This is a genomic window from Methylocaldum marinum (genome assembly GCF_003584645.1).
Lineage (GTDB): Bacteria > Pseudomonadota > Gammaproteobacteria > Methylococcales > Methylococcaceae > Methylocaldum > Methylocaldum marinum.
In genome coordinates, this window is record NZ_AP017928.1 from 4738275 (window position 1) to 4763522 (window position 25248).

The 25248-nt window shown below is 56.4% G+C and carries 21 protein-coding genes; 12 read left to right on the forward strand and 9 right to left on the reverse strand.

What is annotated here, in order from left to right:
* Positions 1 to 264 precede the first annotated feature (264 nt).
* The 6 genes from sS8_RS21195 to sS8_RS21220 all read left to right on the forward strand — a co-directional run bounded on the left by sS8_RS21195 (position 265) and on the right by sS8_RS21220 (position 10225).
* A complete protein-coding gene (locus tag sS8_RS21195; protein ID WP_119631505.1) occupies positions 265 to 1527 on the forward strand; it encodes a 6-phosphofructokinase in 1263 nt (420 codons plus the stop codon).
* A gap of 58 nt (positions 1528 to 1585) precedes the next feature.
* Positions 1586 to 3718: a sodium-translocating pyrophosphatase gene (locus tag sS8_RS21200; RefSeq protein WP_119631506.1), complete on the forward strand. Its 2133-nt coding sequence runs from the start codon at positions 1586 to 1588 to the stop codon at positions 3716 to 3718.
* A 130-nt stretch (positions 3719 to 3848) separates the two neighbouring features.
* Positions 3849 to 4949, forward strand: coding sequence for a glycine cleavage system aminomethyltransferase GcvT (gcvT, locus tag sS8_RS21205; protein WP_119631507.1), 1101 nt, complete (start codon positions 3849 to 3851; stop codon positions 4947 to 4949).
* Between the two features lie 22 nt (positions 4950 to 4971).
* Entirely contained in the window at positions 4972 to 5406 is a 435-nt protein-coding gene (locus tag sS8_RS21210; protein ID WP_119631508.1) for a helix-turn-helix domain-containing protein, read from the forward strand.
* Positions 5407 to 6373: 967 nt separating this feature from the next.
* Complete coding sequence (gene prlC / locus sS8_RS21215; RefSeq protein WP_119631509.1) at positions 6374 to 8419, forward strand: oligopeptidase A; 2046 nt, start codon at positions 6374 to 6376, stop codon at positions 8417 to 8419.
* Positions 8420 to 8590: 171 nt separating this feature from the next.
* Complete coding sequence (locus sS8_RS21220) at positions 8591 to 10225, forward strand: ArnT family glycosyltransferase (protein ID WP_119631510.1); 1635 nt, start codon at positions 8591 to 8593, stop codon at positions 10223 to 10225.
* A 41-nt stretch (positions 10226 to 10266) separates the two neighbouring features.
* Here the strand turns inward: sS8_RS21220 and crp are convergent, their stop codons facing one another.
* Positions 10267 to 10914 (reverse strand): cAMP-activated global transcriptional regulator CRP, encoded by a 648-nt coding sequence (gene crp / locus sS8_RS21225; protein ID WP_119631511.1) that lies wholly within the window; start codon positions 10912 to 10914, stop codon positions 10267 to 10269.
* A 118-nt stretch (positions 10915 to 11032) separates the two neighbouring features.
* Here crp and sS8_RS21230 point away from each other — a divergent pair, with 118 nt between their 5' ends.
* Positions 11033 to 11452: an OsmC family protein gene (locus sS8_RS21230; RefSeq protein WP_119631512.1), complete on the forward strand. Its 420-nt coding sequence runs from the start codon at positions 11033 to 11035 to the stop codon at positions 11450 to 11452.
* Between the two features lie 115 nt (positions 11453 to 11567).
* Positions 11568 to 12362 (forward strand): adenosylmethionine decarboxylase, encoded by a 795-nt coding sequence (gene speD, locus sS8_RS21235; RefSeq protein WP_119631513.1) that lies wholly within the window; start codon positions 11568 to 11570, stop codon positions 12360 to 12362.
* A gap of 77 nt (positions 12363 to 12439) precedes the next feature.
* Here the strand turns inward: speD and sS8_RS21240 are convergent, their stop codons facing one another.
* From sS8_RS21240 to sS8_RS21275, 8 genes are all read right to left on the reverse strand, one after another.
* Positions 12440 to 13678: a (Fe-S)-binding protein gene (locus sS8_RS21240; RefSeq protein WP_119631514.1), complete on the reverse strand. Its 1239-nt coding sequence runs from the start codon at positions 13676 to 13678 to the stop codon at positions 12440 to 12442.
* Between the two features lie 28 nt (positions 13679 to 13706).
* A complete protein-coding gene (purH, locus tag sS8_RS21245) occupies positions 13707 to 15272 on the reverse strand; it encodes a bifunctional phosphoribosylaminoimidazolecarboxamide formyltransferase/IMP cyclohydrolase (RefSeq protein WP_119631515.1) in 1566 nt (521 codons plus the stop codon).
* Positions 15273 to 15316: 44 nt separating this feature from the next.
* Positions 15317 to 15607, reverse strand: coding sequence for a helix-turn-helix domain-containing protein (locus tag sS8_RS21250; protein WP_119631516.1), 291 nt, complete (start codon positions 15605 to 15607; stop codon positions 15317 to 15319).
* Positions 15604 to 16584, reverse strand: coding sequence for a tRNA dihydrouridine synthase DusB (gene dusB / locus sS8_RS21255; protein WP_119631517.1), 981 nt, complete (start codon positions 16582 to 16584; stop codon positions 15604 to 15606). Before dusB ends, sS8_RS21250 begins: the two co-directional genes overlap by 4 nt.
* A gap of 152 nt (positions 16585 to 16736) precedes the next feature.
* Entirely contained in the window at positions 16737 to 17321 is a 585-nt protein-coding gene (locus sS8_RS21260; RefSeq protein ID WP_119631518.1) for a TIGR04282 family arsenosugar biosynthesis glycosyltransferase, read from the reverse strand.
* Between the two features lie 42 nt (positions 17322 to 17363).
* The gene (locus tag sS8_RS29650) at positions 17364 to 17492 is read right to left on the reverse strand and encodes a hypothetical protein (protein ID WP_269461474.1); all 129 of its coding nucleotides are present in this window, start codon (positions 17490 to 17492) and stop codon (positions 17364 to 17366) included.
* A 163-nt stretch (positions 17493 to 17655) separates the two neighbouring features.
* Positions 17656 to 18414: a TIGR04283 family arsenosugar biosynthesis glycosyltransferase gene (locus sS8_RS21270; RefSeq protein WP_119631520.1), complete on the reverse strand. Its 759-nt coding sequence runs from the start codon at positions 18412 to 18414 to the stop codon at positions 17656 to 17658.
* Complete coding sequence (locus sS8_RS21275; protein ID WP_197716597.1) at positions 18389 to 18982, reverse strand: DUF2238 domain-containing protein; 594 nt, start codon at positions 18980 to 18982, stop codon at positions 18389 to 18391. The genes sS8_RS21270 and sS8_RS21275 overlap by 26 nt, the downstream gene beginning before the upstream one ends.
* 394 nt (positions 18983 to 19376) lie before the next feature.
* Here sS8_RS21275 and sS8_RS21280 point away from each other — a divergent pair, with 394 nt between their 5' ends.
* From sS8_RS21280 to sS8_RS21300, 4 genes are all read left to right on the forward strand, one after another.
* Positions 19377 to 20648, forward strand: a complete 1272-nt coding sequence (locus sS8_RS21280) for a transporter (protein WP_119631521.1) — start codon at positions 19377 to 19379, stop codon at positions 20646 to 20648.
* A gap of 320 nt (positions 20649 to 20968) precedes the next feature.
* A complete protein-coding gene (locus sS8_RS21285; protein WP_119632933.1) occupies positions 20969 to 22324 on the forward strand; it encodes a sigma-54 dependent transcriptional regulator in 1356 nt (451 codons plus the stop codon).
* A 958-nt stretch (positions 22325 to 23282) separates the two neighbouring features.
* A complete protein-coding gene (locus sS8_RS21295) occupies positions 23283 to 23564 on the forward strand; it encodes a hypothetical protein (RefSeq protein ID WP_119631523.1) in 282 nt (93 codons plus the stop codon).
* An 878-nt stretch (positions 23565 to 24442) separates the two neighbouring features.
* Entirely contained in the window at positions 24443 to 24733 is a 291-nt protein-coding gene (locus sS8_RS21300; RefSeq protein WP_119631524.1) for a hypothetical protein, read from the forward strand.
* The last annotated feature ends 515 nt before the right edge of the window (positions 24734 to 25248 follow it).

The window sequence follows — 25248 nt, forward strand, 5'->3', positions numbered from 1 at the left end:
CAGCAGGGTGGGATGCGATGCGGCCGATGCCCATGCTAGGTTCGGAACATCGCCAGGGAACGGTTGGTGAGCCGCATGCTCGGCAAGCCGTGAAGATGAGTTCGGATGCCGACAAAAACGATTGCCCTATCGCATTGTCAATGCCTATAGGAACCCTGGTGAGCGATTACCCTCGGCGAGAAGCCCAAGCGCCTTGTACTGAAAGGGTAATTGTTCTAATGTAGGCTTTTAATCGGCACTTTCGAACCATCCAAAAGGGCGCCTATGGCCATTCGGAATGCATTTTATGCCCAGTCCGGCGGTGTAACCTCCGTGATCAATGCATCGGCGTGCGGCGTGATCGAAACCGCGCGTCGCCACCGTGATCAGATAGGCAATGTTTATGCAGGGCGGAACGGCATTGTCGGCGCATTGACCGAAGATCTCATCGACACGGCTCAGGAATCCGATCAAGCCATCGCCGACTTGCGTCACACGCCGGGCGGCGCTTTCGGTTCCTGCCGCTACAAGCTGAAGGGACTCGAGGAAAACAGGGCGCAGTACGAGCGGCTGATCGAAGTCTTCAAGGCCCACGACATCGGGTTTTTCTTCTATAACGGCGGCGGCGACTCGGCGGATACCTGCCTGAAGGTGTCGCAGCTTTCGGAAAAGATGGGTTATCCGTTATGCGCCATCCACATCCCCAAGACCGTCGATAACGACTTGCCGATTACTGACAACTGTCCCGGTTTCGGCTCCGTGGCCAAATACATCGCGGTTTCCACCCGCGAAGCCAGTTTCGACGTAGCCTCGATGGCAGCCACGTCCACCAAGATATTCGTGATCGAAGTCATGGGGCGCCATGCCGGCTGGATCGCGGCTGCCGGCGGACTTGCCGCCGATCAGAAGCGTGATATTCCGCTTGTCATCCTGTTTCCGGAAATTCCCTTCGATCAGGCGAAATTCCTGGCGGCTGTCGATGAGAAGGTCAAGCATTACGGGTATTGTTCGATCGTGGTCTCGGAAGGCGTCAAACAGGCTGGCGGCAAATTCCTGGCGGATGCCGGCCTCAAGGATGCGTTCGGCCATACCCAACTGGGCGGCGTCGCTCCGGTCGTGGTCTCCATCGTCAAGAACGAGCTGGGATATCGGTGTCACTGGGCGGTGGCGGATTACCTGCAACGGGCCGCAAGGCACATTGCTTCGAGAACCGATGCCGAACAGGCCTACGCCCTGGGTAAAACCGCCGTGGAACTGGCTTTGGCGGGCCGGAACGCGGTCATGCCCACGATCGTTCGCAGTTCCGATTCGCCTTATCGGTGGGAGATAGGGCACGCCGACTTGTCGGACGTGGCTAATGTGGAAAAGAAAATGCCACGGGAATTCATTTCTTCCGACGGCTTGGGCATTACCGACGCCTGCCGCGCTTATTTGCTCCCTTTGATAGAGGGCGAAGATTACCCGCCCTATAAAGATGGCTTGCCTGATTACGTCGTGTTGAAAAATGCGTCGGTTCCCAAAAAACTGACCAGCCAGTTTGCAGTCTGATGTCCGAGTTCATGCCCCATGTGACGTAAAACAAGAAATCCGAAAAGAGGAGGAGAAAATGGCCTATTTACTCGTCGCCCGAGCGCAAGAGGGCGTCCGGCTGGTGCTGAGCGACCGCCGCTGTAAAGCGATTGCCGGTTTGGGACTCGTCGAGTTCCTGTACATCGGTTTCGCTATTGGATGGGGAGTGGCTTTTGCTTTCACCGCCGCCGTTGCCGCCCTGATTTACGGAATCCTTTCCATTGCCTGGATCAATGCTCAGTCGCCGGGCAACGAGCGCATGGTGGAAATCGCATCGGCCATTCAGCAGGGCGCGAAAGCCTATCTGAACCGCCAGTACCGGACGATAGGCCTGGTCGGCGGCATTCTCTTCCTGGTGATCGGCATGGCCCTCGGTTGGGCGGTCGCCATCGGCTTTGCCGCCGGTGCGGTGTTGTCGGGCGTCGCCGGCTACATCGGCATGAACATCTCGGTGCGTTCCAACTCCCGGACCGCGCAGGCCGCTTATCAAGGCATGAACGCCGCCTTTACCGTCGCGTTCCGGGGCGGCGCGATCACCGGCCTGCTGGTGGTCGGTCTGGGCTTGCTGGGCGTGGCCGGCTACTACGTGATTCTGAAAGCCTCGGGCGTCGAAGATCCTTTGCATGCGCTGGTGGGGTTGGCCTTCGGCGGTTCCTTGATTTCCATCTTCGCCCGCTTGGGCGGCGGCATCTTCACCAAGGGCGCCGACGTGGGCGCGGATTTGGTGGGGAAGGTCGAAGCCGGGATTCCCGAGGACGATCCTCGCAATCCCGCCGTCATCGCCGACAACGTGGGCGATAATGTGGGCGATTGTGCCGGCATGGCTGCCGACCTGTTCGAGACCTACGCGGTAACCATAGTCGCCACCATGCTGCTGGCCAGCTTGCTCACCGCGGGGTCGGAAAAAGCCATCGCCTATCCCTTGGTGCTCGGCGGCATTTCCATCTTTGCTTCCATCATCGGCACTTTTTTCGTGGAGGTTGTCGAAGGACGCAAGATCATGAGCGGCCTCTACAAGGGCGTCATCGTCTCCGGCGGTTTGTCCGCATTGGTGTTTTATCCGGTCACGCTGCTGATGTTCGAAGAGGGTATTGCGTTCGCCGGCACATCGATCTCGGCGCACAGCATCTATTTCTCCGCCCTCATCGGCCTGGTTCTTACCGGCGGCATGGTCGCCATCACCGAATACTACACGGCGACGGAATTCAAGCCGGTCCGGCATATCGCATCGGCATCCACCACGGGACACGCTACCAATATCATCGCAGGGCTCGGTATTTCCATGAAATCGACCGCGGGCCCCGTGCTTGCCGTATGCGCCAGCATTTGGGGCTCATACGAACTGGCCGGTTTGTTCGGAATCGCGGTGGCGGCGACGGCCATGCTGTCCATGACCGGCATGATCGTGGCCCTGGACGCCTACGGTCCCATCACCGACAACGCCGGCGGCATCGCCGAGATGGCCGATCTGCCCGACGAGATCCGTGATATCACGGACCCTCTCGATGCCGTCGGCAATACCACGAAAGCGGTGACCAAGGGTTATGCCATCGGCTCCGCCGGCCTTGCCGCGCTCGTGCTGTTCGCCGACTACACGCATAATCTCGGCGGCGAGACCGCCTTCGATTTGTCGAACCACATGGTCGTCATCGGACTCTTCATCGGCGGTCTGGTGCCTTATCTGTTCGGCGCTTTGGCGATGGAAGCCGTGGGCCGGGCCGCCGGCGGAATCGTCAACGAAGTGCGGCGGCAATTCCGGGAAATTCCCGGCATCATGGACTATACGGCCAAGCCCGATTATTCCAGGGCGGTGGACATGCTGACCATGGCTGCGATCAAGGAAATGATCGTGCCGTCCCTGTTGCCGGTGGCAATACCGATTTTGGTGGGACTGCTGCTGGGTAGCGAAGCCTTGGGCGGCGTGCTGATCGGTTCGATCATTACCGGTCTGTTCGTGGCGATTTCCATGACCACCGGCGGCGGCGCCTGGGACAATGCGAAAAAATACATCGAGGACGGCAATTACGGCGGCAAGGGTTCCGAAGCCCATAAAGCAGCCGTGACCGGCGACACCGTCGGCGACCCGTACAAGGATACGGCGGGCCCGGCCGTCAATCCGATGATCAAGATCATCAATATCGTGGCGCTTTTGATCATTCCGTTGCTGTAGGCGACGGGACGACGCAGTGATCGAGGCGGGCTTTGCCGGCCTCTTTAGTTTCTTGCGGTCGACGGTTTACAGGGGTTGAAACTGCGGAGCAGTTGGTCTAACGAGCATTCACGAACATCAGGTTGAGCCCATGGCACGCAAGACAATCTTGAACGACATCCACAGACAGGCCGGCGGGCGCATGGTCGAGTTCGCCGGGTGGGATTTGCCGCTGCATTTCGGCTCCCAGTTGGAAGAACACCACGCGGTGCGGCGCGATGCCGGGGTGTTCGACGTGTCGCACATGACCGTCATCGATCTCGAGGGTCCCGATTGCAGCAGGTTTTTGAGGGTACTCCTGGCGAACGACGTCGATAGACTGCGTGGTCCGGGCAAGGCTCTCTACAGCGGCATGCTGAACGAGAACGGCGGTGTCCTGGATGACTTGACGGTTTTCCGTAGAGCCCGTGATCGCTTTCGAATCGTGAGCAATGCGGCAACCCGCGAAAAGGTCATCGCCTGGATGCAGCGGCAGACCGCGGGCTATTCGCTGAACATTCTTCCCAGGGCGGATCTCTCGATCATTGCGGCGCAGGGGCCGGAGGCAAGAAACAAGGCGCGCGAGTGTCTGCCTTCCGAATTGCGTGCAGCGGCTGCGTCCCTGGCGCCGTTCGAATTCGCCGAGTTCGGCGATTGGTTCTTGTCTTGCAGCGGCTATACCGGCGAAGACGGTTTGGAAATCATCCTGCCTCACGCGGATGCTCCTGCCCTCTGGACGGCATTAGTCGCGAAAGGTTTCAAACCTTGCGGGCTCGGGGCGCGCGACACCTTGCGCCTGGAAGCCGGAATGCGTCTTTACGGATCGGATATGGACGAGACGGTCACCCCTTTGGAAGCCGGGCTGGGCTGGACCGTGGCCTGGGAACCCGCCGATCGACAGTTCATCGGGCGCAGCGCTTTGGAGGCGCAACGGAAAAGCCGGCAGCTGCGTCGTTTCGTCGGGCTGGTGTTGAAGGACAAGGGAATATTGCGCCACGGACAAAAGGTCGTCGTTCCGCAGTTTGGAGAAGGAGTCGTTACAAGCGGGATTTTCTCGCCCACGCTGAACCGTTCGATCGCCTTTGCCCGGGTTCCTCCCGGGGACTATGCGCAGGTTTGGGTGGATATTCGTGGCCAATTGAAAGAGGCACGGATCACACCGCCGCGTTTCGTCAGGGAGGGGCGCCCGGTATTCGACCTGGATCAAATTTAACTCACTCGATCTGAGAACCCGGATGCTCAGCTACGCCCTGACGTACAGCGTGCGCAAGACGGCCGCGCTGTTCCGGGTCAGCCCGAACACCGTTCACGTGCTTCAGAAGCTCTTCATCGAAACCGGCCAATTGGCCCCGAAGCCCAGCCAGGCCGGCCGTCCGCGCGCCATCTCCGCCGAGGGCGAGCTGTACTTGCAGGCCCTGCTCCGCGAGGAGGTGGACCTCACCGTGGAGGAATTCCGGGAACGCTATGCCGACACCTACGGCGTCACCGTCAGCGTCGGCACGATGTTCAACACCCTCCGGCGTCTCCGGATCACGCGAAAAAAAAGTCCACCGACGCCCCCCAGAAGAACCGCCCGGAGCACCAAGCCCAAACCGAGCACTATCACCACGTCGTCGATGCCATCCCCTTCGACCAGCGCCTCTACCTCGATGAAGCCGGTGCCCGCCTGAACATGACCTTGCCTTATGGCCGCGCCCCACGGGGCGAACGCGTGATCGGCGAACAGCCGGTGTCGCCGGGCGCGCGCAGTTCGGGCGTTTCTGGACCGCCATCACGTCCATTATGTCGACCTGCCGCCGTGCTCACCGGAACTCAATCCGAGCAAGGAAGCGTGGCCCAAAGTCAAACACGTGCTTAAACGCGAGAAGCCACCACCGTGGACCACCTCCTCGACATCCTTCACCGAGCCGCCCAATCCATTACCCCGAGTGATGCTCAAGGGTACTTCCAACAGGCCAAGGACTGTTCTTTAGTAACCGCCTGAAATTGAAAACGCTGTAACACTTATGTAGATGGCATGGAAACGCCCGGGAGGGATTTTTGCTCTCGATCACAAAATTGCCAGTCTTCGCCAAGCGCGATGATGTCGCGCTCCCCCGGAGCAGTTGCTCAGGGTATTGTGTAATGCCGGGAAATGGCTCGCCGAAACGGTGAGAGTGTTCGGTCAGTGATGGGTGTAGCAGCGTTTCGCGGTGTCCTGTGATAGAGTTGCCGATCGATTTCGTTTCGCCGTATTCTCGGGGCTGGCGGGCAAGCAGCGAGTCTCGCAATCAAGCTGCCGGTCGGGTTCGAAGGTCTGCCGGCGTAGCCGGGCGTTCCAGGCATTTGCCGAAAGTTTTTTCCGCGAGTGGGCGCGTTAGGATCGGCTCGAGCCCGTACTTCCCTTATGTTCTCAGACCGGTAAGAGCTTTTTGCCGACGCTGCATGGTTACACCGCTATTCACCTCAAATTCGAACTGCCTAAAATTAATTCCATTCCGGCATGGGTGAAGCGCCAAGAGAATTCGCTTTTGTCCGCCCGAAGTTTTTGCGTGCATCACGGATCCAAAGACAGGATGGACCGGACAATGAAATTTTTTGATACTTGACTCAGCCTTAACCCGTCTAACTTTTATTTCAATCGGTTTTTGTTGAATTATGAGCAACCCTTTACTCGAAACGGATGATCTTCCGCCGTTCTCCCGCATCAAGGCCGAGCATGTGGTGCCGACGGTAGAGCGGATATTGCAGGAAAATCGCGCGGCTATCGCGAGACTGCTGGAGCCCGGCAAAGCAGTGACCTGGGAGAACCTGGTGCAGCCGCTGGAAGATCTGGACGACCGCCTCAACAAGGCCTGGTCTCCGGTCAGTCATATGAATGCGGTGGTGAACAGCGACGAGCTTAGAGAAGCCTACAATGCCTGTCTGCCATTACTGAGCGAATATGCCACGGAAATCGGCCAGAACGAAGAATTGTACGCAGCCTACCGAAGTCTCGCCGAAAACGGCAGTGCAGCCGAACTGGATATTGCGCAACGCAAGATTCTCGAAGATTCTCTCCGGGATTTCCGTCTTTCCGGCGTCGAATTGCCCCCGGAGAAAAAATCCCGTTTCAAGGAGATCGCCCAAGAGCTCTCCAGGCTCGCAAGCCAATTTCAGGATAATGTTCTCGACGCGACGCACGCCTGGAGCAAGCACATCGAGGATGAAAAGCTGTTGAGCGGATTGCCCGAGTCGGCCATTGCAATGGCGCGTCAGTCGGCCGCCGCACAAGGCAGGAGCGGCTGGCTGTTCAGCCTTGAATTCCCGTCTTACATCGCGGTGATGACTTACGCGGACGATCGCGATTTACGCCGCGAGTTCTACACCGCTTACAGCACGCGCGCTTCCGACCAGGGCCCCAATTCCGGACGCTGGGACAATTCCGAAGTCATGGAGAAGATTCTCGCTCTGCGGCATGAACAGGCGCAGCTACTCGGATTCCGGAACTATGCGGAATTGTCGCTCGCCACCAAGATGGCGCCCTCAACCGCGGAGGTGCTTCATTTTCTGAACGACCTGGCAAGCCGTAGCCTGCCTCAGGCGAAGCGAGATCTCGAAGAGCTGAAAGCCTTCGCCGGCCGGGAGCATGGCCTGGCTTCGCCGGAAGCCTGGGATCTGCCTTATTATTCGGAGAAGCTCAGGCAGCATAAATTTGCTCTGTCCGAAGAAGAGATTCGAACCTATTTTCCCGTGACACGAGTGGTTCCGGGGATGTTCCGCGTGGTCGAGCGCTTGTACGGGCTCCGTATCCAGGAAAAACCCGGAGTGGATGTCTGGCATCCGGATGTCAAGTTTTACGAGATCCATGACCGCGCGGGCGAGCTGCTGGGCGGTTTCTATCTGGATCTCTACGCACGTCCCAAGAAACGCGGCGGTGCCTGGATGGACGAATGCGTCACCCGGCGCCGAATAGGCCAGAGGATACAGCACCCTATTGCGTATCTAACGTGCAATTTCACGCCCCCGACCAACGGCGAGACATCCTTGTTGCGGCACGATGAGGTGCTGACCCTGTTCCACGAATTCGGTCACGGCTTGCACCACATGCTGACCAAGGTCGATTACCTCGGCGTTTCCGGCATTCACGGCGTCGAATGGGATGCCGTGGAATTGCCGAGCCAGTTCATGGAGAACTTCTGCTGGGAACCGGAGGCGCTGGGGGTAATAGCGGGCCACTTCCGGACCGGCGAGCCCTTGCCTCAAGACCTGCTGGACAAGATGATCGCGGCCCGCAATTTCCAATCCGGCATGCAGATGGTCCGTCAGCTGGAATTCAGTCTGTTCGATTTCCGAATTCATCTGGAATACGATCCCAGCCGCGGCGGAAGGATTTACCCGATTCTCGACGATGTCAGAAAGCAGGTGGCGGCATTCGTGCCTCCGCCGTTCAACCGGTTCCCGCACAGTTTTTCGCATATCTTCGGCGGAGGCTATGCGGCCGGCTATTACAGCTATAAATGGGCGGAAGTCTTGTCCAGCGACGCATTCTCGCTATTCGAGGAAAAAGGTATTTTCGCGCCCGAGGTTGGCCGCTCTTTCCTGGAAAACATCCTCGAGCGGGGCGGCAGCCGCAAGACCATGGAGCTTTTCACCGCGTTTCGTGGCCGCGAGCCGACCATAGACGCCCTGCTTCGGCACAATGGCATTGTCGACGCCGCTTAGCGGATGATGCCCGAAGGTTCACGGCAAGGCGGGGCGGCTTAACCGCCCCGCGCAGCATTCTTGATCTTAACCGATATCTGCGGTTTGCCGTTAAGTCGGCCTTGCCGGCTCGAGCGCCGGTGCTTCGCAAGTGCCGGTTGTTTCTGATCAAAATCCACAACAACTCTATTTATGCTAGACCGGCTGATTGCTAGGGACTACGTCCTCCTCTGGTGCGTTCTTGTGTTCTCCGGCTTCGCCTTCAGACCGCTGATGCCGGTCGATGAGACCCGTGTCGTGTCGGTAGCCTGGGAAATGTGGCAAAGGGGCGATTTCCTCGTGCCGTATTTGAACGGCGAACCATACAGTCACAAACCGCCTCTCTTCCAATGGTTCATTCATTTGAGCTGGCTCGTTTTCGGCGTCAACGACTGGACCCCGAGATGGGTGGGGCCTCTGTTCGGCTTGGCCAATCTGGTACTGACCGAACGCCTGGCGCGTCGGCTGTGGCCCGAACTCGATTCGGTATCCCGCCTGGCGCCTTTGATTTTGCTCGGTTTTGGGGTTTGGGCCTTGTGGACGACGCTTACCCTATACGACATGCTGGTGGCTTTCTTCGCCTTGCTGGGCGTGCTGGGTATTCTCCGGGCAGCCCGGGAAGCGTCCTATCTCGGCTGGCTGATCACGGCTTTGGGCATCGGCGGAGGGGTATTATCCAAAGGGCCCATAATCCTGCTGCTCATTCTGCCGGTCGGGCTACTGGCACCCTGGTGGATGGGGCGCGTTCCACGTCGGGGTTGGACCGGGTGGTATGCGCGGATGTTGGGGGCCACGGTTCTAGGCGCCGCCATCGCCTTGGCTTGGGCCATTCCCGCAGGCCTAGCCGGGGGCGACGCGTATCGCCGGGCCATCTTTTGGGGGCAGTCGGTCGGCCGTATCGCGGATTCTTTCGCTCATCGCCGGTCCTGGTGGTGGTACGGGGCGATATTGCCGGTTTTCCTGTTTCCCTGGATTGTTTGGCCAAGTCTAGGGCGTAACCTGTGCCGGTGGAAAGGGGATCTGCACTTACGCTTTTGTGTTCTTCACGTCGTAGCCGTATTTGTCCTGCTGTCGCTCATCAGCGCCAAGCAGGTTCATTACCTGCTTCCCAGCTTGCCCATTTGGGCCTTGGTGTTCGCCCGTGCGTTCGGCGATCCGTTGGCTCAAATCGGTCTGTTCGGCCAGAGGATTTTCGGATCGATCGTATTGGGCTCGGGCTTGGCCCTGGCTTTTCTTCCCGCCGCTGCAAGCGCGTTCGGTTTTGCCAAAGCCGACAGTACGGTTGTCGCCGTCGCCCGCGCCTCGCCCGTTTTCGCATTGGTGCTCATCATCGGCTTGGGGGCTTTCCTGCTGTTATGGCGGCCGGGAGATTCTTCGAGAATGGTGCGGGGAGCCGTGGGAGCGATGATCGGCATGGTGCTGGCCGCGCATCTCATTTATGTCGAAGCGGCGCGATCCCACTATGACATGCGCCCGATGGGCGCGCGTCTTGCGCAATTGCAGGCGCAGGGAAGATCGATTGCGCACTGGCAAAAATACAGCGGGGATTTTCAATTCGTCGGGAGGCTGAAGTCGCCTCTGGAGACGCTTTCCACGCGTGAGGCACTGTCCGAATGGTTGGCGGCGCACCGGGGCGATTACGCTGTTTTCGTCTATCGCAGCAGCAAGGCCGCACTTGAGGACAGTGCCGAATTCGCCCAGCCCTATCGAGGCAGTCGCCGGGTCGGACTGTGGAAGGCGTCCGAACTGCTTGCACGGCCCGATGTGCTGGACCGGCTGACCGATTGAGCGGGCTGTTTCTGGCGGGAGTGCTCGGGCGAAACCTCGGCCTAACGAGTACCGTAAACGACGATTGTTTTGCCCTTGGCGGAGAGTAGGCCCTGTTCTTCGAGATTTTTCAGAACCCTCCCCGCCACCTCCCTGGAACAGCCCACGATGCGGCCCAGTTCCTGGCGGGTAATTCGGATCTGCATGCCGTCGGGATGCGTGAGCGCTCCGGGCTGCTTGCAGAGCTCCATCAGGGTGTGAGCGATGCGGCCCGAGACATCCATGAATGCGAGATTGCCGACCTTGCGGCTGGTGTGCAGGAGGCGCCGAGACAGCTGGCGTCCGAGCAGAGTCAAAATGCCTACGGCGTGTTCCGCGAGTTCACCTTTCAGTAATTGAGAAAATCGCGCGTAACCGATCTCGGCAAGTTGGCTCGGTTCCCGAGTCGTGACCGTCACATCGCGCAGCATGGGTTCCATGAATACGCCGATTTCTCCGATGAAGTCTCCCTTGTTCAGGTAAGCGAGTACGATATCGTCACCACTGGGCTTGTACGGCATACTGACTGTTACCGCGCCTTCAATGATGTAGTACAGAGTGTCACCGGCGTCTCCGGGTCGAATGATGTGGGTTTTGCCGGGATAGCGGCGTCGGTGGCAATAAGGCAGGAGATTCGCCAGAGCTTCCTCGGGTTTCGAGAGGGAATGCATGCGCGTTTCGGACCTCATTTATGGAAAGCGATTTACCAAGTTTAGCAGCGATTATTTTCGCTTGGCCCGCTATGGAATTGTGATAAAGTAAGCGGCTATTTTTACTCGGGGGTCTTCAATGAAGGCGCGTGTCAAGTGGGTAGAAAATGCGATGTTCCTGGCTGAGTCCGGCAGCGGACATACGCTGGTCATGGATGGGCCGCCGGAATCGGGCGGTCGGAACCTCGGTGCGCGTCCGATGGAAACCTTGCTGATGGGGATGGGCGGTTGTACGGCGTTCGACGTCGTGCATATCCTGCGCAAGGGGCGACATGATGTACGCGATTGCGAACTTCAGCTCGAAGCCGAACGCGCCGAATCCGATCCCAAGGTTTTTACTCGGATCCATGTGCATTTCGTCGTCAAAGGCAAAGGCTTGAGTGATGCAGTGGTTGGTCGAGCGGTTCAGCTTTCCGCCGAGAAGTATTGTTCCGCGTCGATTATGCTGGGGAAGACGGCTCAAATCACACACGACTACGAAATCATCGAAGTCGAGTGAACGATGGACGGGTTTCTCGGTCTCATGGGCTTTTGGTACCGGCCAGGTGTTTTAGTCATGAGTGCAAGTGGTCAAGGGAAAGTTACAACCGACTACGGGGGTAATCGTTAGATCGATGGAAAAATTGCAGTTACACGGTTTCAATAACCTCACCAAATCGTTGAGCTTCAATATTTACGATATCTGCTACGCCAAATCCGGACAGCAGCAGCGTCGTTACATCGAGTACATCGACGAGATGTACAATGCCAAACGCTTGACGCAGATATTGACCGATGTGAATGCGATCATCGGTGCCGAAATCCTGAACATTGCGCGTCAGGATTACGAGCCTCAAGGCGCCAGCGTGACCATGCTCATTTCGGAAGGCCATGTGCCGGAGAGCATTACCAACGTGGAGGGGCCGGGTCCCGCTCCGGAGTCGGTGGTGGCGCATCTGAACAAAAGCCACATCACTGTGCATACCTATCCGGAAAGCCACCCTTATGGCGGTATCAGTACCTTTAGAGCCGATATCGATGTCTCGACTTGCGGCCGCATTTCGCCGCTAAAGGCGCTCAATTATCTGATCCACAGCTTCGAGTCCGACATCGTGATCATGGATTACCGCGTCCGCGGTTTCACGCGCGATATCAGCGGTCAGAAGCACTATAACGATCACGAGATCACGTCCATTCAAAACTATATTTCGGATGCGATGGCCGAGCGGTATCAGATGATCGACGTCAACGTCTATCAGGAGAAGATTTTCCATACCAAGATGATCCTGAAAGACTTTCATCTCGACAATTATCTGTTCGAGACCGACAAAGATGCGCTGACCGACGAAGAACGGATCGCCATTCAGAAGCAGCTCAAGCAGGAAATGGCGGAGATCTTCTACGGGCGGAATTACAAGTTGCGGCGATAAGGAATCACGGACTCCGATACGATCCCGTAGGCGTCCTGAAACTTGGAAGCCGGCTTCGGAAATCGGAGCCGGCTTTTTTATCGAACCAGCCGACGTGCCAGCAGCGTGACCGGATGCAGCACCTCGATATGCCCCAGTCCTTTTTTCTTCAAGCCCGCCCTCAGATGCGCCGCGCAACCCGGATTGGACGTCGCCAGGAAATCGGGCCGGGCTGCCACCACCGCCTCCAGTACATCATCCCGTAAGGCGCCAGCCATTTCCGGATGCTCCAGCATGTAGCTGCCCGCTGCGCCGCAGCAGCGTAGAGAACTCGGCAGCGGCGCGACCTCCAGTGAGGGAATGCGGCGGAGGAGGTCGGTGCCGTAGCGCTCCGCCCGCAACACGTTCTTCAGCGTGCAGGGCGTATGTACGCAAACCTTGGCTGCCAAGGGGAGGGGCTCGATGTCGCCGATCCAGGCGAGTTCCGCCAGGAACTGACAAATGTCCTGGACTTTTGAAGCGAAACCCGAAGCCGCGGATTCCAGTTGGGGATAATCGTGTAGCATCGCCCCGCAGCCGCTGGCGAAGGTAACGACGGTGTCCGCATCGGACAGATCGAATGCAGCCAGGTTGCGTGCCATAAGCTTGCGGGCCGAGGCCTCATCGCCGGCATGAGAATGCAGCGCCCCGCAACACGCCTGAGCCTCCGGTACCCGGACACCGACGCCGAGCCGATTCATCACCGCCAAAGCCGAGGCGACGGTTTCGGTATCCAGAAGGTTTGCCGTACAGCCGAGAAACAGGGCCACCCGGCGACGCTCGTTTCCGTCTTTCGCCGGATAAAATTCGCTTCGGCGTTCCGCTGTCGAATTCTCGGGAAGTCCCGCTTCGAATTCGGATAGCTCCAAGGCTCTGAATAAGCCCGACCTTCTGAGCAGGCCCCGCCTCGATCCGCCGGATTTCCCGATTAGCCGTTCCGCCCAACGGGAGGCCCGCTTATCGGTAAGCGCGATCTTGATCGCGGCAGACTTGAGACGCGCTGACGCCGTCTTGCCGGTTTGGCCGGATTCGCTGCGAAACCGATCGACCAGGCTTCCATACGGGACATAGGCCGGGCAGACCGCTTCGCAAGATCGGCACAGCAGACAATTGTCGATGTGCTTGGTCAATTCCGGCGTCATGGCTAACGATCCTTGTGCCCAGCCCTGGATCAGCGCGATCCGGCCGCGCGGAGATTCATTCTCGTCCAGAGTCTTGCCGTAGGTGGGGCAATGGGGCAGGCACAGCCCGCATTTGACACAGAGATCGGTGTCGGAAAACCGTTCGGATCGATTCAATGAAGTAACAGAAAAACTGTAGGGCTAATCAGTGGCGGAAATGGCGCATCCCGGTAAAGACCATGGCCATGCCGTGTTCGTCCGCGGCCTGGATGACTTCCGCATCGCGTATCGAGCCGCCCGGCTGAATGACGGCGGTGACACCCGCCTCGGCGGCCGAATCCACCCCGTCGCGGAACGGGAAATAGGCGTCCGAGGCCATGACCGAACCCTGGATGACAAGTCCCTGGTCGGCGGCTTTGATCGCCGCGATGCGCGCCGAATAAACGCGGCTCATTTGTCCTGCGCCTATCCCGACGGTCTGGCGGTTCTTGCAATAGACGATGGCGTTGGATTTGACGTATTTGACCACTTTCCAGGCGAATAAGAGATCCGCGATCTCGTCCTCGGTGGGTGCGCGCCGGGTGACGATGCGCAAATCCTCCGCACCGACGATGCCCAGGTCCCGGTCTTGTACCAGAAGGCCTCCGGACACGCGCTTGAAATCCCATTCCGGCGCGGGAGCGCTAGGTGGCCAGGAACCGGACGCCATAACCCGCACGTTGGGTTTCCCGCCAAAGACTTGAAGCGCTTCCTCACTCAGATGGGGCGCGACGATCACTTCCACGAACTGTCTTTCGATGATGGCCTGGGCGGTTTGCCCGTCCAAGGTCTGGTTGAAGGCGATGATGCCGCCGAACGCGGATGTGGGATCGGTGGCATAGGCGCGGTCATAGGCTTCCAACAAGGTATTCCCCTGTGCGACGCCGCACGGATTGGCGTGCTTGACGATCACGCAGGCGGGCGAGTCGGTAAAGGTCTTGACGCACTCGAGAGCCGCATCCGCATCGGCGATATTGTTATAGGACAATTCCTTGCCCTGGAGCTGCTTCGCGGTCGCGATGGTGCCGCCGGGCGCGCCGGGGTCCAGGTAAAATGCCGCTTTCTGGTGCGGGTTTTCACCGTAGCGCATGCCCTGGACTTTGCGAAAACGGATGACCAGCGGATCGGGGAAATGTTCTGAACCTTCGACTTTGCCGAGGTAAGCCGCGATGGCACTATCGTAGGCGGCGGTGTGCCGAAAGCTCTTGATCGCAAGCGTGAAGCGCGTTTCGTCGGAAAGTCCGCCGTCCTGCGCCCGGAGTTCTTCGAGAACCCGCGGGTAATCGGCCGGATCGACGACAACGCCGACCGATTCGTGGTTCTTGGCGGCGGCACGAATCATGGCCGGACCGCCGATGTCGATGTTTTCGATGGCATCCGCCAGTGCGCAGTCGGGTCTGGCGACGGTTTGCTCGAAAGGATAAAGATTGACGACGACCAAATCGATGGCGGAAATGCCGTGTTGAGCCATGACGGGCTCGTCGATGCCGCGGCGCCCGAGGATGCCGCCATGGATCTTGGGATGCAGGGTCTTGATGCGGCCCCCCATCATTTCAGGAAAGCCGGTGTAATCGGACACTTCCACGGCAGCGATGCCGTTGTCGCGCAAGAGCGCAGCCGTCCCGCCGGACGACAGAATCTCGATGCCGAGGGAGGCCAGTCCACGGCAAAAGTCCACAAGTCCGGTTTTGTCAGAAACGCTAATGAGCGCTCGGGATATTGTGAGTTTCATAAAAAAGTGGCGTAGTCCGCTGCCGGTTAAAAAATCTGAAAAAACTATTCGATACCGTACTGGAGCATCTTTTTGCGCAAAGTGCTGCGACTGACGCCGAGCACCATCGCCGCCTTGCTCTGGTTATGACCGCATTGCTCCAATACAGTTTCGATCAGGGGTTTCTCCACTTCGCTGATGACCATGGCATAGAGGTCCGTCGCCTCGTGCCCGTCGAGCTGAGCAAAGTAGCGCTGCAGGCTCATGCGTACGTGATCGCTCAAGAGCAGAGTGGTGTCGGGTTTGAACTCAACGGTATTGGGAATCGTCTCGATTTTCCTTGCTTGTGCTTTCATGCAGCCAACTTCCGACATTCTTCGTTAAACAATTGGTTTATTAAATCCAGTTGCTGATCGGCACAGTCTTGAACATTGAACAGCGGGCCGAAATCCGGTGGGCAGGAAAGATGATTCAAGTACCAACCGACATGCTTGCGTGCGATCCGCACTCCGAGGTGATCGCCGTAGAATGCATAAAGTCCTTTCAGATGTTCCAGGATGACATCCCGTGTTTCCTCCGCTCCGGGTAATCCGGACTCGACCTCTCCGCTGAGAAAATGGTCGATTCGGCGAAACAACCATGGATTTCCGAGGGCGGCTCGGCCGATCATGACAGCATCGGCGCCGGTGAGCTCAAGGACAGCCGCCGCTTTTTCCGGCGAATCGATATCGCCATTGGCGATCACGGGGATGCCGACAGCCTGCTTGACCCGTTGGATTGTAAGGTATTCGGCCTGTCCGGAAAAGCCGCAAGCGCGGGTGCGTCCGTGAACCGTGATGGCGCGGATGCCCGCATCCTCGGCGATTTTGGCGATGGCGACCGCATTGCGATGGTCGGGGTCCCAGCCGGTGCGTATTTTCAGCGTGACCGGTACGGTCGTTGCCTCGACCACGGCTTCCAGGATTCGTCCGACCAAACCTTCGTCTTTGAGGAGCGCCGACCCGGCCGCCTTGTGGCAGACTTTTTTCGCCGGACAGCCCATGTTGATATCGATGATCTGGGCGCCGCGATCGGCATTGATTCGCGCCGCCTCGGCCATGGCCGCCGGATCGTTGCCGAGAATCTGCACGGCACGGGGTTCCGGCTCTCCGCTGTGGTCACTCCTGCGCAGGGTCTTGCGATCGTCGCGCAGCGCCGGATTGGCGGATACCATTTCCGACACGGCGAGCGCCGCACCGTAACGGCGGCAGAGCATTCGGAAAGGGCGGTCGGTTACGCCGGCCATGGGGGCCAGAATCAAGCGGTTAGCCAGTCGAAAAGGACCGATATACATAGTGATGAGCCTATTGCGGGCGCAAAAGTCTAGCCGGATCGGTAGGCGGACGCAAAAGATTTTCCGTCATCCCCCTGTAAAATGGATAGCGCTGCGTCCGCTCCGCTTTCCGTGCCGCGTCCGGTCCTGCCGAACTATCGGCGTTCCATATTTCATAGGTTCACGCTCTCGAGCCGCTGTAGATCTTCAGGACGGTCCACATCCCATAACGGGGCGAGTTCCGACCACCGCCAGCCAAGATTGTCGAGCCGTCGCCGCGTCTCCAGCAGCACTCGTTCTCCTCCCCACGGCATGGACTGGAACAGTTCGTCGGCGGTCCGGTTCAGACCCAGCAAATAGTATCCGCCATCTTCAGCCGGACCGACGATCGCATCGTGTCCGTTCGTCAAAGTGATGATCGCCTGTTCTACGAATCCGGCATGAAGCACGGGACAATCGGTGCCGATGATAATGACCTTGCGAGCCGTCTCCAGGCACTCGCGAGCGGCATGGCCCATGCGCGCCCCGAGATCGCCCGGGCACTGCGTTTTGAGGACGGTTCCAAGTACTTGCAGCTCAATGAATTCCGGGTGATCGGTGTCGGGAGAGCACCACAACTGTATCGGGCACAGGTTTGCATGCAGCATAGCCCCGACCGTTCTTCGCAGCAGCGCGGCATGCAGCCGTGACGCGCCTTCGGCGCCCAGGGCGGGAATTAGCCTGGTCTTGACCTGGCCGGGAATCGGAGCCTTCGCCATGACTGCCAGTGTGGCGTGCGGAAAACGGTAATTCGGCACAGCTTAACGGAACGGTACAATCAAGAGACGCCAAAAGCCCAGCTGTTCGGGGCCGTCGCGCTGTTCTTTCAGCCCGATTTCCATGGTTTCCTGACCCGGATGCGGTGCGGTGCTGTGCAATAGGTGCCGCACAGTTTGTCCCTTACCGGTGCGGAAAGGCCGAAATTCCTGATGAAGCCGAGATACCGGGCGAACCGGCGGGGCTTGCTTTCCGGAAATGTTCGGAAGGGTTTCCGCCATTCCCATATCAGCATCAGTTCGAGCGCGCCGAGAAAAAACCAGACGGAGGAGAGATTCAATCATGCTCATAATATCGCGCGGCCAACTTTGCCGGATCGGTGCCGAGAAAATAGAGCAGTCGTAATTGCCACATGAGGAGAATAGTACGCACTATCCCGTTTTTTTCCCATCGCCGGCTCGAGGTAACCACCCGCTCCCGAAGGCAAACCGGCCGGGCGATGCGATTCAGGCGCTTGCTCAATGAGACGTCTTCCATGAGCGGGATCTCCGGAAAGCCGCCGATGTGTTCGAACAGGTCTCGTCGTACGAACATGGCCTGGTCTCCCGTTGCGATACCGGTCAGGCGGGAGCGCCGGTTCATCAGCGTTTCGACCACGCGCAGCAAGGATTGTTTTCCGGACAGCTGTACATCGAAATGTCCCCACACCGCCCCGCTCGCAAAAATCCTTGCCAGCGTGTGGCCGGCGCTTTCCGGCAGCCGAGTGTCGACATGAAGGAACAGCAGGTATTCGCCCGTCGCCACTCCGGCGCCGGCATTCATTTGCGCGGCGCGTCCCGTGGCCGTATGTACCAGCCGTACCCCGTATTCGCGGACTAAATCCGGACTGTGGTCCGTGCTTCCGCCGTCGGCGACGACGAGTTCGATGCCCTGTTGTTGCAACGGCCGCAGCCGCGTCAATGCATCCGCTATTATGTCCGCTTCGTTCAGCACGGGAATGACGATGGACCATCGGATGTTTGCCGACCCGGCGCAGCAAGAGCCGCGCGCGGCCTGGATGCTCGACAATTCAGTTGAGCCGCTCGATCTGTTCATCGTGCCACCGACTTAACACGGCAAGCGAGAATAAAGCGCCGCCCAAGGCAAAAGCCATGTCCGATTGGGCATCCCACGGATCGCCTTGCATTGCCAGAAAATCGCGGGCGCCGTCCTTCAGGATCATCGCAGCGGCCCATTCGACCAGTTCATAGCCAGCGCTGAGCGCGAGGCATAGTGCCGGCACGATCGCAATCAGCCAGCGCCGATCCCGAAACACGCCGAAACGAATGAACACTTCCCGGAAAACGATTGCCGGCGAAAATCCCTGAAAAAAATGAGCCAGCTTGTCGAAGTTGTTGCGTTGAGTTCCGAACAGCGGTTTCAGCCAATCGAAAAGCGGCACTTTGCCGAAAGAGTAATGGGCACCGACGAGAATGAGCAGGCATAAAGCCAAGAGCACCCCGGTCGCCAGAGGCGTTAGGGGAAACCGGCGACGGGTGATGATCATGGCCGCGAATATGGCCAAGGCCGGAATCGCGTCCAGGAACCAGATGCCGTAGCTATACGGTCGAACGGCCGACCACGCCAGTACGATGACGAAAACTGAAATATGGATTTTGGACAATGATCCGGTGTCTCCCTCGGCTTGGTTTAAAGATTGACTAATTACGGGTTGATGGGTAGCCTTTAAATCGGCTCTCGAGATAATTCTAGGTCGCCCGACCACAGATTCGCAGAAATGCCGCGAAGGCCGCGGCCTTACCGATTCAAGGAGGAAGCATAGTGTACGTTAAGCCTTCAATCCGGTCCCATCGGGTGTTCGAGGCTACAGCGCCGTACACGCAACACGGAGGTTTGACCGCAACCAATCCATCGCTCCTGTTTCCCATTCGGCATCCATCGATTTTTTTGAGCCGTCGCTCGCGCTTGATGAAATCACTTGTCTTCGGCTCGATTCCGTGTCTTGTCATCAACGTGTCCTGCTGATTTAGCGATCGGCAGCCGGCAAGGAAGTGAAAATGATAAAAAAGAGCGTTGTTTTCATTTGTGGGGTGTTTTGTCTCACACTCGCGCAAAGCGGTGTTTCCCATGCTCGTACCAAGTCGAAAGCTGCGTCCTCGGCCGCGGCGGTCCAGGACACCGTTCCTCGGAGCGAATACGAGAAGCTGAAGCAGGAGGTCGAGGCGTTGAAAGCAACCGTTCAGAGCCTCATCGAGAATGAAACTTGGGCGCGGCAGTCGCTCGGGCAGCCCGAGGCCCGGCCGGTGCAGCAACAAGCGCAGAAAGTGGCGGCGGACACGCCTGAACCAAACGACGAGACGGCGACGGCACAAGCTGAAACCGCTGCTCCCCCGCCTTCGAGAGTATCGCCCGAAATGGGGTTGGAGGAAGGCGACCGGCAAAAGGAAGCGGAGGAGGCCAAGAGAGAACTCGACCAGTTCCTGAGATCGCAGAAAGTTTTGTTCAAGAAGGGCGATCTGCAGGTCGAATTCAGCGCGACTTATGCTCAAGACACGGTAGAGATAGCGCCGTACAAATATAAAGCCAGAGCGGCAGGTGCAGGTGTTTTGTTTCGCTATGGCCTGATTGACGATCTTGAGCTGGATATATCCGTCCCATTTACTTTTCAAGAGCTAGAACTAGATACTAGAAATCAGTTGATTGTTAATCGTGACGGATTTGCTAGACGGGACAGCTCCGGGCTGGGTGACGTCAGCGGCAGTCTGCGATGGGGCGCCTTGCATGAAGATGGTCTTATCCCGGAAACGACCTTGAGCCTGAATGTCAAATCCGATACTGGACGCGAGGGGCGCGGCCTTGCGACTCTCTTACGGCCCAGCGTAGGGTCCAATTTACTGATTGTAGACCCCAGTTTAGGTACCGGGTTTTGGAATATCGGCGGTTCCGTGTCCCTCGTCAAAACCATAGATCCTGTGGTCCTCTTCGGTTCCTTGGGGTATAACGCGGTTCTTGAACGGGGCAGATATGACCCGGGTGATCAAATTCCTTACTCCCTGGGGATGGGCTTTTCGCTGAACGATCGGGTAAGTTTCTCTACCTCCTTGAATGGTGCGGCGGTAAGGCGGTATAAGATCGATGGTCGAGAAATTCCGGGTTCCGGCGGGGATATTCATTCGCTCAACCTGGCCGTTACCGTACAAGTGGCCAAGGGCTTGTTCGTGGAACCCTTCGTAAATTTCGGCCTGAGCGAAGAGGCCACGGATTTTTTCGCGGGCGTCAATGTCCCTTATCGGTTTGATGAGAGATATCCGTTGCCGTTTTTCCGATAAGCCGGGAGTCCAGGGCAGCGGGGAATGATGTGCTATGAGTGGTAAATGTTGGATGTTCGCCGTAAGCGCGCTGTCGTTCTCGTCGAAATGGAGACTTAACCAGAGCTTCCTTAAATTTTCGAGTGTTGGTGACAATAGCCGGAGGTGTCTTCAAACTGCTTAGCGCAGTTTTCGCAACGGATGCGACTGCCTAAACAAGATCAAGAAACTGCACTGCAAATGAATTGACCCAGGCTAGGGGGCTTACCGGCACCTCGGATTTCGGTTTCGACCTTTTTCTTAGCCAAAACTTGCATGGATCGCAAGGTTGGGAAGATTACATGGAAAGTATCAACGTTTTGTATCTCGCCCTCAGACCAGAGGCCGATAATGCCGTTTCATCGCTGACGCAGGCGATGGGGCCGAATGTTCATGTCACGAGCGATACCGCAGAAGCTCGAAAATTATTGAACAACGGCAAATTTCATGTCGGGCTCATTCAATTCGAACCGTTCGACGAAAACTTTTTGCGGCGCATCGTCGGCGATATCTTTTATTATCCCGAGGGATCATCCCTCCAGTGGGTAGCTCTGGTATCGTCCTTGTCCATGGAGAACGAGGTCGTTTGCCGGCTTATCGCCGAGTATTTCTATGATTATCACACCTTACCGTTCGATATCGACCGACTAAAGGTCACGCTCGGTCATGCTTCCGGCATGGCGGGAGTCAGAAAAAAAGTATTTCCGCGCACAAGCGAATGGTTTAACAAGAGCGAATTGATCGGTTCGAGTCCCGCCATGATGCGGGTGGTCCATAGTATCGATAAAGTCTTGTCGTACGACTTGCCGGTCTTGATTACGGGGGAAAGCGGGACCGGTAAGGAATTGGCCGCGTTGGCCATACACAACCATTCGCCTCGTTCCGACGGACCGTTTGTCGCCGTCAACTGTGCCGCCTTACCGTCGAATTTGATCCAATCCGAGCTTTTCGGTTACGAGAAAGGTGCGTTTACCGGAGCTAACCAGCGAAAACTGGGACTTATCGAAAAAGCGGGAGGGGGTACTCTTTTTCTGGACGAGGCCGGTGAATTGCCGCTCGACCTGCAGGCCAATCTTCTTCGCTTTCTCCAGCAGAAAACCATTTACAGAGTTGGTGGCCACGAAGAGATTGCCGTCGATGTGCGCATTATTTCGGCTACCCATGTCGACCTCGAGGAAGCTGTTCGTAAAGGCCGTTTCAGAGAGGATCTTTATTACCGCCTCAATGTTTTGAGAGTCGCCATGCCGCCTCTACGAGAGAGGGGTTACGATATCGAATTATTGGCGGAATATTTTCTCAATAGCTTCAAGAAAGAAAATGCCTGCAAGGCGAGGCAATTCAATCGGCGCGCATTGAAAGTCATGCGGCACTATAACTGGCCGGGAAACGTGCGCGAACTGAAAAACCGCGTGGAGCGCGCATTGGTTATGTGTGACGATACCCATATTGCGCCGGCGGATCTGGGGTTGGAGGAATATTCGCCGCAACCTCTAACGTTAAGCCTTAAAGCCGTCAAGGACCAAGCGGAAAAGGATATCCTCTATCGGGTTTTGGCCCAGGCCGGAGATAGCGTTGTTGCAGCGGCTCAAATATTGGGGGTTTCCCATGTTACGCTTTATCGGCTGATCAAAAAGCATGATATCAAACTTCAAAAATGATGCGGCGAATATAAAAGACATATTGCCAAGGGTATGAATTGAAGTCAATATATTTATAGTTTGCTCGGTAATTCCGTTCAGTCCGCTTTTTATAGGTGATTCTCGTACCTATTTCTCTCGGTATTCCAGTCCGGAAACCCGATATTATGCTGCATTTATTATTTCTTATTGTTTGGCGTTTATTGATTATAAATAATAGTATATAGAGAGCTCTTTTGTTTTGGTATGTTCAAAAAGTTAAAGTCAAGGTCATTGCTGAAAGGCGAATTAAATCAATGGCTTGATTGTAAAATGCCGACGCCGGGGGAAAGGATTTACAAGAATGTAAATATCCGATTATGGGCTTGGCCGCTGTTCACGATTCGGATCGGCCGTGATAAATTATCGGTCCATGACCGAATTATTCGAATGATAACATTTTTGTGGCGCTGGAAGATCGGTTTCGTTATATCGGAAGAAATAGAGGCGGGATGCCGGATATTGCTCGATTTTTCGGTTTAGTTACCTGAGTGTATCATGGGTGGCGATTCCGGTATCGGCGATGATGGCCGTTAACAAAGAGTTATCGCTTAATGACAAGATCGTTTCGGCCTGTTTACTGAAATCAAATCCGTTACAAACGGCTAAAAGTATAGGTCATGAAAGGTGATCATCTCGCTTTTTTCAGAAATGTACATTTTCGGGATTCAGGCTCGGTGATAATGGTTTTTAATCCTGGCCGAGTCGTGGTCTGTGATGCTGATATACTGGAAAAATCATTTGAAAACAATTAGAAACGGCTGGCTGCGGATCCTGGGGTGATGATGGCACGAGCTCTGCACTAGGTTTTTTGGTCGCAAGGATGCGGCCCGATCGAAATGGAGTTCGAGAAACGTGAGCTTGCTTCGCGCCGTTCGGACAATACGGCGCGACGCTAAGGGAAGAGTTGATTCAGCAAGACCTAGAAAGGAGTTCGATTATGAAATCGTATGCATTGGCTGCTGTGTTGTCGTCGCTTATGGTTGCCGGTCCCGCGTTGGCCGACAATGATTTTCGTGCGTTGGGGCAGGTGTCCAGCCTGAAGCCGATGACCGAAAGCCAGCTCGCGGCCGTCGAGGGCGGGCAGTCATGCTCCGGTGTGGTGAGCTTTGCCAATACGTGTCTTAACCTGGCCATACCCACTGTAGTGGCAATTAACCTGGGTCTTTTTGCAAACCCAAGTCAGTACATTGATCAGTTTACTTCTCAGTTTATTCATTAATGGTAAAGCCAGAGTTTCGATAGAATTTTTATTCCGGCTTTGGAAAAGGCGGGGTCAAGCGATTGGCTCCGCCTTTTTGTTGGGTAAATGCGAGAAAAAAATGCGTCAGCATCTTCAAGAATCCAGGTTCATCTTTGCTTAGGACCCGGCTTCGTCGGTTATTGAAAGACTGATTCAAGCAACTTGCACATTTCTGCCATTTCAAAAAGGTAAAACATCCCGGCTCGTCCAAATTGATTAACGAACAAGCGTTTACCCGGAAAAAACCAAGAATGGATGGAGCGGGTTAACAAAACCTTAAAAGCTCGCTTTTATCTGCGTTTACGGATACGAATTTCGCTCATGGTATCCGGGTTTAGAGATTTCAGTTGAACTATTCGAAGGATAACATTGAAGAGGCATGGTTATTTCGTTTTGATTATAGGAATATAACCGGGTTCGAAAGATATGATATTCCTGGGGCTGCAGGTCGGTTACACGGATGAAACACCTGTGATGATGCGATAGCCATCGATGGCAGTCATAAACGAGAATGGACAGTCGTATCAGGCGAAGTAAGTTTTTCGCTGTTTTCAAAAACGTACAGTCTCCGGGACGAAATTCGGCTATAGGAAGGTGTCGATTGGAGAAAACCGCTCCCAACAATAGGGGGGGTGCTTTGAAGTAATAAAAAGTCTTTTTAAAACAATTCTGAATGAATGAACGTCGTGCTGGGCGACGAATGTGGCACGGGCTCTGCATTAGGTTTTTTGGTCGCAAGGATGCGGCCCGATCGAAATGGAGTTCGAGAAACGTGAGCTTGCTTCGCGCCGTTCGGACAATACGGTGCGACGCTAAGGGAAGAGTTGATTCAGCAAGACCTAGAAAGGAGTTCGATTATGAAATCGTATGCATTGGCAGCTGTCTTGTCGTCGCTTATGGTTGCCGGTCCCGCGTTGGCCGACAATGATTTTCGTGCGTTGGGGCAGGTGTCCAGCCTGAAGCCGATGACCGAAAGCCAGCTCGCGGCCGTTGAGGGCGGTCAAACAGCCTCGGGTTTTTTCAGTATTGGGAATACCGCTCTAAATGTGGCGACGCCCACGATATCAGCAATCAATGCGAGTCTTTTCGGATTGTTTGGAGCTACCACTCAAACGATTGGACAATTCACTTCCCAGACGATTCACTAAGCTAAAAATCCGAGCCCGATAAAGTTCTGATCAGGTTCGGAGAACGAGGCGGAGGTCGATTTATCGACCTTCGCCTTTTTTCGTTGGAGGCCAGGCAAGCCGATTGGCATGACGGCGGGTGATTGTCGGCCTAAGCTGTTAACCGAACCGTAAAGGGGAGCCGGTTTGATGGAGCAACAGCATTAGTCCGCCATCGGAACGGATCGCTTCACCCTGAAAATTGATTTCGATCAGCCGTCGCCCCGGGGGCTCCCAAATCATCTCATCGCTGGTCGCCGGCACAGTCCGGCATGGGCTCAGTCCTCGACAGAATCTGTGTCGCAAGCTGATTTTGTGCTTGTCTCAAGGCTATGCCGCCTCTTGTGGCGAGATATCCGGGCTAGCGTGTTCGTATCCTGCTCATTCATTCCGATAACCTGGATTTCTTATCCGGCCGTCAATGCTTTCCGATATGAGTCGCGACGCAAGTTCGTATCAAGAATGAAAATCCGCGAATACTCTTCAAATATTTGAAA